This is a genomic window from Ideonella azotifigens (genome assembly GCF_006519715.1).
Lineage (GTDB): Bacteria > Pseudomonadota > Gammaproteobacteria > Burkholderiales > Burkholderiaceae_C > Ideonella > Ideonella azotifigens.
In genome coordinates, this window is record NZ_VIDT01000150.1 from 1 (window position 1) to 9,985 (window position 9,985).

Annotated in this window: 10 protein-coding genes; 3 read left to right on the forward strand and 7 right to left on the reverse strand. The window is 67.5% G+C overall.

Annotated features, from left to right (window positions below; translation table 11 throughout):
• The 3 genes from FKP22_RS11645 to FKP22_RS11655 form a co-directional block, all read left to right on the forward strand.
• Positions 1–1,002, forward strand: a 1,002-nt coding sequence (locus tag FKP22_RS11645) for an FAD-dependent oxidoreductase (protein WP_211361381.1), incomplete at its 5' end; no start/stop codon positions are given.
• Positions 1,003–1,006: 4 nt separating this feature from the next.
• Entirely contained in the window at positions 1,007–1,510 is a 504-nt protein-coding gene (locus FKP22_RS11650) for a GNAT family N-acetyltransferase (RefSeq protein ID WP_141287663.1), read from the forward strand.
• Between the two features lie 122 nt (positions 1,511–1,632).
• Positions 1,633–2,004 carry an ATP-binding protein gene (locus FKP22_RS11655; RefSeq protein WP_141287664.1) on the forward strand — a complete coding sequence of 124 codons (372 nt, stop codon included), beginning with the start codon at positions 1,633–1,635 and terminating at the stop codon, positions 2,002–2,004.
• A gap of 59 nt (positions 2,005–2,063) precedes the next feature.
• On the opposite strand, the gene FKP22_RS11660 is transcribed toward FKP22_RS11655, so the two are convergent.
• The 7 genes from FKP22_RS11660 to FKP22_RS11690 form a co-directional block, all read right to left on the reverse strand.
• Positions 2,064–3,230, reverse strand: a complete 1,167-nt coding sequence (locus tag FKP22_RS11660) for a BMP family ABC transporter substrate-binding protein (RefSeq protein ID WP_141287665.1) — start codon at positions 3,228–3,230, stop codon at positions 2,064–2,066.
• Between the two features lie 47 nt (positions 3,231–3,277).
• Positions 3,278–4,198, reverse strand: a complete 921-nt coding sequence (locus tag FKP22_RS11665; protein ID WP_141287666.1) for an ABC transporter permease — start codon at positions 4,196–4,198, stop codon at positions 3,278–3,280.
• A gap of 1 nt (position 4,199) precedes the next feature.
• Positions 4,200–5,318 (reverse strand): ABC transporter permease, encoded by a 1,119-nt coding sequence (locus FKP22_RS11670; protein ID WP_141287667.1) that lies wholly within the window; start codon positions 5,316–5,318, stop codon positions 4,200–4,202.
• Positions 5,305–6,837 carry an ABC transporter ATP-binding protein gene (locus FKP22_RS11675; protein WP_141287668.1) on the reverse strand — a complete coding sequence of 511 codons (1,533 nt, stop codon included), beginning with the start codon at positions 6,835–6,837 and terminating at the stop codon, positions 5,305–5,307. The genes FKP22_RS11670 and FKP22_RS11675 overlap by 14 nt, the downstream gene beginning before the upstream one ends.
• Positions 6,838–6,899: 62 nt before the next feature.
• Complete coding sequence (locus FKP22_RS11680) at positions 6,900–7,757, reverse strand: outer envelope protein (RefSeq protein ID WP_141287669.1); 858 nt, start codon at positions 7,755–7,757, stop codon at positions 6,900–6,902.
• Between the two features lie 213 nt (positions 7,758–7,970).
• Entirely contained in the window at positions 7,971–9,296 is a 1,326-nt protein-coding gene (gene guaD, locus FKP22_RS11685) for a guanine deaminase (RefSeq protein ID WP_141287670.1), read from the reverse strand.
• On the reverse strand, positions 9,293–9,985 hold a 693-nt coding region (locus tag FKP22_RS11690), incomplete at its 5' end, for a LysR substrate-binding domain-containing protein (protein ID WP_141287671.1). The genes guaD and FKP22_RS11690, both read right to left, overlap by 4 nt.

Sequence of the window (9,985 nt, forward strand, 5' to 3'; positions counted from 1 at the left end):
TTTCGCGCCGCCGGGCCGCGCATCGAAGCGCAGCGCATTGGGCGGCAGACGGTGGTGCACAACTACGGCCATGGCGGCAGCGGCTGGTCGCTGTCCTGGGGCTCGGCGAAGCTGGCGGTGGACCTGGCGCTCACCACGAAGGAAAAGCACCTCGCCGTGATCGGCTGCGGCGCCATTGGCCTGACGACTGCACGCGCCGCGCAGCGCGCCGGGCTGCGCGTGACGATCTACTGCCGCGAACTGCCGCCAGAGGTGCGCTCGTCGAAGGCCACAGGCGTGTGGTCGCCGGACTCGCGCATCTGCGACGAAGCCCACGCCACGCCCGCCTTCCGCCAGCAATGGGAAGCCATGGCGCGCCTGTCGCACCAGACCTACCAGCGCATGATGGGCCTGCCGGGCGACCCGGTGGAATGGCGCGAGGGCTACGTGCTGTCGGACATCCCGTTCGACCAGGAACTGCCGGACGACGAGGCGCCGCCGCGCCACCCCGAGCCCGAATACGCCGAGTTGGAAAGCGAGTTGCTGCGCGATCTGCACCCGCGCTCGGTCGCGCTCTCGCCGGACCAGCACCCGTTCCCGGTGCCCTTCGCGCGCCGCTACACGCAGATGGTGTTCAACCTGCCGGCCTACAGCCAGATGCTGCTGGGCGAGTTCATGCGCGACGGCGGCGAGGTCCAGCACCGCGAGTTCGAAAGCCCGCGCCAGTTCGCGGCCCTCAAGGAGCGCACGCTGGTCAACGCCACCGGCTACGGCGCACGCCAGCTGATGGGCGACAACAGCCTGGTGCCGGTGCGCGGCCAGATCGCGCGCCTGGTGCAGCAGCCAGAGGTGCGCTACGGGCTCAACTGGCGCGGCCACAACCTGAATGTCGTTTCGCGCCGCGACGGGCTGCTGGTGCAGTCCAGCGTGGACGGTGACTTCGACAACGAAGACACCACGCCAGACCGCGCCGTGGCCGAAGCTGCGGTGCAGCGGCTGGCGATGCTGTTTGCGCGAGCCTGACGCCATGCACGCAGACAAACCCCGTCTCGAAGGCATCACGCTGCGCCAGGCCAGCCTGGCCGACCTGGACCTGGTCTGCGACCTGGCGCAGGAGCTGAACCTGATCCACCACCAGGCCTGGCCGGACGTGTTCGCGCCACCTGCCACGCCCTCACGCGACCGCCTGCACTGGCAGGACAGCATGCTGGGCGCGGACCGGGCCATCTTCCTGGTCGAAGATGCCTTCGGCCAGTCGCTGGGCTTCATCGCGCTGTCGCTGATCGAGGAACGCCACAGCCTGCTGCAGCCGATGCGCTACGGCCGCGTCAACTCCGTCTGCGTCTGCCCCGAAGCGCGTGGCATGGGCCTGGGCCGGGCCATGATGGCGCAGGCCGATGACTGGGCCCGCGAACACCGCGCCACCGACATGCGCCTGGTCGTCTGGGCCTTCAACGAACAGGCCCGCAAGCTCTACCAGGAGTTGGGCTACGAAGTGCTGTCGCACACCATGGGCAAGCGGCTGGCGTAGGTGGCCTGCGACCGCGGCGCTGCAATCTTTCGTTGCAGCGCAAGGCATCAAACGTTACATGCGCGCCCAGGGCCGCTTCGAGAATTTGGCAAAGCCGCTGCGCGGCGCCACTGCCACTCTACATGCCCTCAGCTGCTTCCCAAACCTCGACCAAACGCACCAACCCCGCCAAGGTCAAACGCGCCGCCGCCCATCCACAGCGGCCGGGCCAGGCCTGCCAGGCCGCGCCGGGCGAATACATCCCGGTCGTGAACCGCGCCAAATGCGAGGGCAAGGGCGACTGCGTGGAGGTCTGCCCATACGACGTCTTCGACGTGAGCACCATCGCACCGGCGGACTTCCAGGCGCTGGGTTTCATGGCCCGCCTGAAAGTGCGGGTGCACGGCATGCAGACGGCCTACACACCCCGCGAGGACGCCTGCCTGGCCTGTGGGCTGTGCGTGGTGGCCTGCCCGGAGCGGGCGATCCAGCTGGTGCGAGCCGTGCAGCCCTGAAAAGAAAAAGCCGCCGGCTTGCGCGGGCGGCTTTTGGGTGCAGGCAACTCGCCAGGGGCTTACTTCGCGCCCGGCACCTTGCCTTCGACGCCCTTGACGTAGACGTTCAGGCCGCCGAGGAACTTGTCGTCGCCGGCTTCGTCCTTCTTGCGCATTTCCTTGCCGGTGTTGTCCACCAGCGGGCCCTTGAAGACGTCGATGCTGCCGTCGGCCAGGCCGGCCTTGGTCTTGGCGACCAGTTCCTTCACGTCGGCCGGCACCTGGTCGCTGATCGCGACGATGTCGTTGGCGCCTTCCTTGACGCCCCACCAGGTCGCCGTGCTGCCCTTCCAGCTGCCGTCCAGCGTCTCCTGAACGGCCTTCTTGTAATACGGCGTCCAGTTGATGATGGCCGAGGCGAGGTGGGCGGTCGGTGCGAACTTGGACATGTCGCTGTCCCAGCCGAAGGCGAACTTCTTGTTCTTCTCGGCGGTCTGCAGCACGGCGGTGGAGTCGGTGTTCTGCAGCAGCACGTCGGCGCCGCCGTTGATCAGCGACTGCGCGGCTTCGGTTTCCTTGGGCGGATCGAACCAGCTGTTGACCCAGACCACCTTGGTCTTGATCTTCGGGTTCACGCTCAGGGCGCCCAGGGTGTAGGCGTCGATGTTGCGGATGACTTCAGGCACGGGGATGGAGCCGACCACGCCGAGCGTGTTGGTCTTGCTCATCTTGCCGGCGATGATGCCGGCCATGTAGGCACCCATGTAGCTGCGGCTGTCGTAGCTGCGCAGGTTGGCGCTCTGCTTGAAGCCGGTGGCGTGTTCGAACTTCGCATCCGGGAAGTCGGCCGCGACCTTCAGCATCGGCTCCATGTAGCCGAAGCTGGTGCCGAAGATCAGCTTGTTGCCTTGCGTGGCCATGTCGCGGAAGACGCGTTCTGCGTCGGCCGACTCGGGCACGTTCTCGACGAAGCTGGTCTGGATCTTGTCGCCGAATTCGGCTTCGATGGCCTTGCGCGCGGTGTCGTGCGCGTAGGTCCAGCCGTGGTCGCCGGCCGGGCCGAGGTAGGCGAAGGCGATCTTCAGCGGCTCGGGCTTGGCAGGGGCCGGTGCAGCGGCCGAAGCGGGCTCGGCAGCCGCGGGCGGCGGGGTTTCTTCCTTCTTGCCGCAGCCGACCAGGGCCGCGGCAGCGGCAATGGTCGTCCAGCTGGTCAGCTGGAGCAGCGAACGCTTGGTCATCAGGGTCATGGGCGCTTCTCTCTTGAAGTGGATTGCCAGGGAAGAAAAGTGTCCGGTCAGGAACCGGGGAAAAACGGTTTGCCGAGCGAGGCGGGCATGTTGGCGCGAACCCAGTTGGCGTTGCTGGAGATCAGCACCAGCACGACCACGGTCGACAGGTAAGGCAGCATGCCGAGGAACTGCACGGGGATGTGCACGCCGTTGCCTTGCAGGTAGAACTGCAGCATGGTCACGCCGCCGAACAGGTAGGCACCCAGCAACACCCGTGCCGGGCGCCAGGTGGCGAAGGTGGTGAGCGCCAGCGCGATCCAGCCCTTGCCGGCGATCATGCCTTCGACCCACAGCGGCGTGTAGATCACCGAGATGTAGGAACCGGCCAGGCCGCACATCGCACCACCAACGACCACCGCCGCCAGCCGGATGCGACGCACCGGGTAGCCCAGCGCATGCGCCGATTCGGGCGACTCGCCGACCGCGCGCAGCACCAGGCCGGCGCGCGTGCGGTAAAGGAACCAGGCCAGCAGCGCCGTCAGCACGATGGCGATGTAGACCATCGGGTGCTGGCGGAACAGCGCCGGGCCGATGAACGGCAGATCCCCCAGCAGCGGCACGTGGAACTGGACCTGCTCGCCGAGCTTTTCCTGCACGTAGCGGATGCCCAGGAAGGCCGAAAAGCCGCCGCCGAACAGGCTCAGCGCGAGGCCGGTCGCCACCTGGTTGGTGTTGAGCCAGATCACCAGCAGGCCGAACAGCGAGGCCAGCACCGCGCCGGACAGCATGCCGGCGCCAAAGCCCAGCCAGCTGCTGCCGGTGTGCACCGTGGTGGCGAAGCCTGCGATGGCGGCCACCAGCATCAGGCCCTCGGCGCCCAGGTTGATCACGCCGGCCCGTTCGTTGATCAGCAGGCCGATGCCGGCGATGGCCAGTGCTGTGCCGGCGTTCAGCGTGGCGGCGAGGAGGAGCGCGAGGCCGTCCATCTCAGGCTTCCTTGGTGACTGCAGCGGCACCGCGCGGTGCGGGTGTCGGATGCGGCGCGTGATGCGAGCGCAGGCGATAGAAGATCAGCGTGTCGCAGGCCAGCAGCGAGAACAGCAGCAGGCCCTGGAACACCCCCGTCAGCGCCTTGGGCAGGCCCAGGCGCGACTGCGCCAGTTCGCCGCCGATGTAGAACATGCTCATCAGGATGCCCGAGAAGATGATGCCCACCGGGTGCAGCCGGCCCACATACGCGACGATGATGGCCGCGAAGCCGTAGCCCGCCGGCACGTAGGGCGTGAGCTGACCCAGCGGGCCGGCGGCTTCCAGCGCACCGGCAAGACCTGCCATTCCGCCCGAGATCAGCAGCGCGAGCCACAGCGCACCACGCGACGAGAGGCCGGCGTATTTGGCCGCTGCGGGTGCCAGCCCGCCCACCTGCAGCGCAAAGCCGCGGTAGGTGCGGAACAGGAAGACCCAGAACCCCATCACGGCGACCAATGCGACGACCACGCCGATGTTGGCGCGCAGGCCCTGCACCAGGCGCGGGATCTTGGTCTGCGCGAGGAAGGTGATGGTCTGCGGGAAGTTGTGGCCTTCCGGGTCCTGCCAGGGGCCGTTGACCAGCCAGCCCAACAGTAGGTCGGCCACGTAGACCAGCATCAGGCTGACGAGGATCTCGTTGGCGCTGAAGCGGTCCCGCAGCAGCGCGACGATGGCGGCCCAGAACATGCCGGCCAGCACGCCGGCCGCGAGGATGGGCACGACGTAGAAGTGACCCATCCATTCGGTGCCGGCACCCGCCTGCATCGCCACCCAGCCACCACCCAGCGCGCCGAAGATGTATTGGCCCTCGGCACCGATGTTCCAAACGTTGGAGCGGTAACAGACCGACAGGCCCAGCGCGATCAGGATCAGCGGCGTGGCCTTGACCGACAGTTCGGCCACGCCGTAGAGGTTCTTCACCGGCTCGACGAAGAACATCTGCAGCCCGCGCACCGGGTCCTTGCCCAGCAGCACGAACAGGCCGACGCCGATCACCACCGTGATGGCCAGCGCCAGCAACGGGCTGGCAAACGACATCAGCTTCGACGGCTGCGGCCGGGCTTCAAGCTTCAGCATGGCCGGTCTCCTTGGCTTGCGTTTCTGCGGAGGTCCACAGCCCGCTCATCCATTCGCCGATCTGCTCGATGGTTGCCTGCGCGGTGGGCACGGACGGGGACATGCGGCCCTGGGCAATGACGATCAGCCGGTCGCTGATCTCGAACAGCTCGTCCAGCTCCTCGCTGACGATCAGCAGCGCGCAGCCGGCATCGCGCAGCTTCAGCAGCTCGCCGCGGATCAGCGCCGCGGCGCCCACGTCCACGCCCCAGGTCGGCTGGCTGACGATGAGCAGCTTCGGGCCAGCGTCGATCTCACGGCCGACAATGAATTTCTGCAGGTTGCCGCCGGACAGGCTCTTGGCCGCAGCACCCGGGCCACCGGCCTTCACATTGAAGCGGGTGATGATGCTTTCGGCCAACTGGCGCACCTTGTCGGTGGCGATCCAGCCGCTGCCGCTCACCGCCTCGGTGCGCGTCAGCAGCGTGTTCTGCGCCAGGCTCAGCGTGGGCACCGCGCCGCGGCCCAGGCGTTCCTCGGGCACGAAGTGCAGGCCTTCGTGGCGGCGCTTGCGCGGCGAATGCGCCGCGATGTCCTTGCCGAACAGCGTGATGCTGCCGGCCTGCGCGCGCATGTCTTCACCCGACAGCGCGGCCATCAACTCCTGCTGGCCGTTGCCCGAGACACCGGCCACGCCGACGATCTCGCCGGCCCTCACGTCGAAGGCGATGTCCTTCAACGTGGTGCCGAATGGATCGCGCTGCGGCAGCGACAGGCCCTTGACCGCCATCACCACCGCGCCGGCCGCACGCGTCTCGTGGCGCAGCTGCGGCGGCTCGGCGCCGATCATCAGGCGCGACAGGCTGGCGTTGGTTTCCTGCGTCGGGTCGACCTCGCCGGTGACCTTGCCGCCACGCAGCACGGTGCAGTGGTGGCACAAGGCCCGGATCTCGTCGAGCTTGTGGCTGATGTAGAGGATGCTGGTGCCATTGGCACTCAGCTGGCGCAGCGTGACAAACAGCTTCTCGACGGCCTGCGGCGTCAGCACCGAAGTGGGCTCGTCGAGGATCAGCAGCTGCGGATTGGTCAGCAGCGCGCGCACGATCTCGACGCGCTGGCGCTCGCCCACGGAAAGCGAATGCACAGGCCGCAGCGGGTCCACGTCCAGCCCGTAGGTGCGGGCGACCTGGCCGATGCGCTCGGTGACCTCGGGCAGCGCCATCGCTTTGTCCAGCCCCAGCCAGACGTTCTCGGCGGCAGTGAGCGTGTCGAACAGCGAGAAGTGCTGGTAGACCATGCTGATGCCCAGGGCGCGGGCCTGGGCGGGGCTGGCGACCTGCACCTCGCGACCGTTCCATTGCATCTGGCCGGCGTCGGGCTGGGTCGCGCCGTAGATGATCTTCATCAGCGTGGACTTGCCCGCGCCGTTTTCACCCAGCACCGCATGGATCTGGCCCGGCGCCACCTTCAGATGGATGCCGTCGTTCGCCCGCACCGCGGGGTACTGCTTGGTGATGCCGGTGAGTTCGAGTCGAAGCATGATGAAGATGCCTGAGCCAGAAACGGGCCAGGAGCCGAAGACCGGCCCCGGCCCGCGGGCGATCAGAAATGGTATTCCGCGCGGATCATCGGTGTCTTGGCAAAGGCGCCATCACCGGCAGCGCCCTTGTACGAGTTGCCGAACTTGTTCTTCCAGTACTGGTACTCGAAGCCGACCTTGAACTTGCCCGGTGCCCCCATCAGCGTGCCGGCGTCGTACATGATCTGCGCATCGATGTTGGTTTCAGGCGCAGTTTCGCCGCCAAATTCATTCTTGCCCTTGCCAGCAATGAAATTTGCGAAACCTTCGAAGGTCAGCGGAACGCCCTTGATCAGCGGAATGCTCCACGCCGCCGTCAGCATTGGATGGGCATCGTAGCTGTAGCGCGACACGCCGCTGCGGGTGAATTCGTTGTACGGCGCATTGCTCTCCCAGAGTTCGAGCAGGCTCACGTTCAGGAAGCCCGGCACATCGAACATCATCGTCGGGCCCGCCACCAGCATGCGCTTCCTGGAGTTGTAGCCGGCGTCGTCCTTGACGTTGACATCGAAGCCCGCCGTCAGCCCCAGGTTGCGGATCACGCCCCAGGACAGCTTGCTGCCGCTGACCTTGGACAGGTCCAGCGTGTGGCGGTAGACGATGTAGACCTCGGTCGCGCCATTGCTGGAGCCGGGGCTGGACGGGTCGGATTTGTCGGAGACCAGGAAGTCGGCGTTGAAGAAGTTGGTGCCGTAGCTGTAACCGCTGACGTGGTTCAGGTCGATGATGCTTTTGTGGATGGTGTTCTCGCCAAAGGGCTCGGCGAACTTGCTGCCGTAGCGGTAGCCAATCGAGGTGTCACTCCAGTCGGCGGCCTGGGCGCCAACGGTGGCCAGCGCCAGCAGCGCAGCAAGGGCCAGGCGGGAAGTAGAGAACTGCATGGTGGGTTCCTGTCTTGTCAGTGAGAGGGAAGGTGAAAACGGGGGTCCAAACGGGCGGGGACTGTGGCCGCTGGCCCCCGGATCGCAGAGGCCGCGTCAGTCACCAAGCCCGTCGAAGGGCAATGAGTATGCGCAGGTGTATACAAACGCAAGGACCATGCCGCTCTGGTTGCCGCACTGCTCCTCGTTTTGCGGTGCCTCAAACGCCGCGCGTCAACCCCGCTGCCAGCAGGGCTGCCCAGCGACATAGGCTGCCACCAGGTTGCGGTCGTCGGCCTGGGTCATCCAGGCAAACACCCGCGCGTGCAGGCTTTGCGCCGGCAGAGGCACCACTTCGCCGCGCGCCACCGCATCGCGGTGCACCGCAACCGGGCCCACCGCCCAATCCCAGATCGCCAGGTCCGCCATGCACCCCGGCTCGAAGCTGCCGATCTCCTCTTCCAGCCCCAGCGCCAGCGCCGCGCCGCGGGTGGCCGCATGCAGCGCCGCCCAGGCGGTGAGCCGCGTGCCGCGCAAGGCCTGCACCTTGTAGCCCTCGGCCAGCGTGCGCAGCATGGACAAACTGGTGCCGCCGCCCACGTCGCTTGCCATCGAGACGCCATGCCCGATGTCCACCGCCGCCTGCCAGTCGAACAGCCCGCTGCCGAGGAACAGGTTGCTGCTCGGGCAGAAGGCAATGTGGGCACCGGTGTCGCGCAGCAGCGCGCGGTCGGCGTCGTCCAGCCAGATGCCATGCGCCAGCACGGCGCGCGGCGTCAGCAGGCCGACCTGGTGATAGACATCCAGGTAGCTGCGCGCCTCGGGAAACAGCTCGGCCACCCAGCGCACCTCTTCGGTGTTCTCGGCCACGTGGGTCTGCATGTAGAGGCTGGGGTCGGCCCGCATCAGCTCGCCGGCCATCGCCAGTTGCTCGGGTGTGCTGGTGATCGCGAAGCGCACCGTCAGCGCATAGCTGTTGCGGCCCTGGCCGTGCCAGCGCTGGATCAGCGTTTCGCAGTCGCGCCGGGCACCTTCTACATCGTCACTCAGTCCTGCCGGCGCATGCCGGTCCATCAACACCTTGCCGCTGATGATGCGCATCTGCCGGGCGCTCGCGGCCTCGAACAATGCGTCCACCGAGACCGGATGCACGGTGGGGAAGACCACCGCTGCGGTGGTGCCGTTGGCCAGCAAGGCGTCGAGGAACAGTTCGGCGCCGGCGCGCGCGACCTGCGGGTCTACGAAGCGCTGCTCGGCCGGGAAGGTGTAGGTCTTGAGCCAGTCCAGCAGCGTGGCGCCATAGCTGGCGATCACGTCCAGCTGCGGGCAGTGCACGTGGGTGTCGATGAAGCCCGGCAGGATCAGCCGGCCGGTGTGCAGCTCGCGCTGCCAGCTGTCGTCCGGTGCCTCGGGCTGCGCGCCGACGATGCGGCCGTCCTCGATCAGCAGCCAGTGGTCCGGCCGGAAACGCACCGCGGCGCAGGCTTCTTCGCCCAGCAAGGGCACGCCGGTGAAGTCCAGCAGGTCGCCTTGCAGCGCCAGTCTTTTGCGGGCACTCATGCGCGGCTCCTTGAGGGGTTGTCTTCGTCGGCCAGTGCACGGGCGGTGTCGCGCACCTGCTCGCGCAGCCAGCGTTGCGCCGCAGACGCATGCGTGCGGTCGTGCCAGAGTTGGTAATAGGCCATGGCCGGGAAGGCCACCGGGCAGCGAACGATGCGCAGGGGGAGTTGAGTCAGGTATCGCTCGCAGAACTGGCGGCCGGTCGTGAGCACCAGCCGGCTGCCGGCCACCATGGCCGGCGCCAAGCTGAAGTGCGCGCAGCGCACCGTGACGCGGCGCGACAGGCCTTGCAACGCTAGGAAATCGTCGATCACGCCGCGCGCGCCGGGATGCAGCGGCGTCGGCGCGATGTGGTCGCTGTCCAGGTAGCGCGCTGCCGTCCAGCTGCGCGGGCTCTTGGCGGCGGGGTGGTCCTCGGCCACGAGGCAGACCACTTCGTCGGACATCAGGCGGCCCAGGTGCAATTCTTCCGGCGGCTGCAGCCAGTTGCCGACCACCAGGTCCACCTCGCCCGAGGCCAGCTTGCGGCGGTAGTCCGAATCGGCAGACAGCGGGTGCAGGGCGACCTGCAGCCGTGGCGCAAGCTGCTGCAGCGTGCCGATGAGGCGCGGCAGGAACAGCGGGTCCAGGTAGTCGGACGCGGCGAGGTTGACCAGGCCGTCAGCCGTGGCCGGATCGAAGCCGCGGCC

What these genes read in the sequence shown, in the direction of transcription:
- FKP22_RS11650 (WP_141287663.1), top strand. Translation starts at nt 1,007, where the DNA reads ATGCACGCAGACAAACCCCGTCTCGAAGGCATCACGCTGCGCCAGGCC.
- FKP22_RS11655 (WP_141287664.1), top strand. Translation starts at nt 1,633, where the DNA reads ATGCCCTCAGCTGCTTCCCAAACCTCGACCAAACGCACCAACCCCGCC.
- FKP22_RS11660 (WP_141287665.1), bottom strand. Translation starts at nt 3,230, where the DNA reads ATGACCCTGATGACCAAGCGTTCGCTGCTCCAGCTGACCAGCTGGACG.
- FKP22_RS11665 (WP_141287666.1), bottom strand. Translation starts at nt 4,198, where the DNA reads ATGGACGGCCTCGCGCTCCTCCTCGCCGCCACGCTGAACGCCGGCACA.
- FKP22_RS11670 (WP_141287667.1), bottom strand. Translation starts at nt 5,318, where the DNA reads ATGCTGAAGCTTGAAGCCCGGCCGCAGCCGTCGAAGCTGATGTCGTTT.
- FKP22_RS11675 (WP_141287668.1), bottom strand. Translation starts at nt 6,837, where the DNA reads ATGCTTCGACTCGAACTCACCGGCATCACCAAGCAGTACCCCGCGGTG.
- FKP22_RS11680 (WP_141287669.1), bottom strand. Translation starts at nt 7,757, where the DNA reads ATGCAGTTCTCTACTTCCCGCCTGGCCCTTGCTGCGCTGCTGGCGCTG.
- guaD (WP_141287670.1), bottom strand. Translation starts at nt 9,296, where the DNA reads ATGAGTGCCCGCAAAAGACTGGCGCTGCAAGGCGACCTGCTGGACTTC.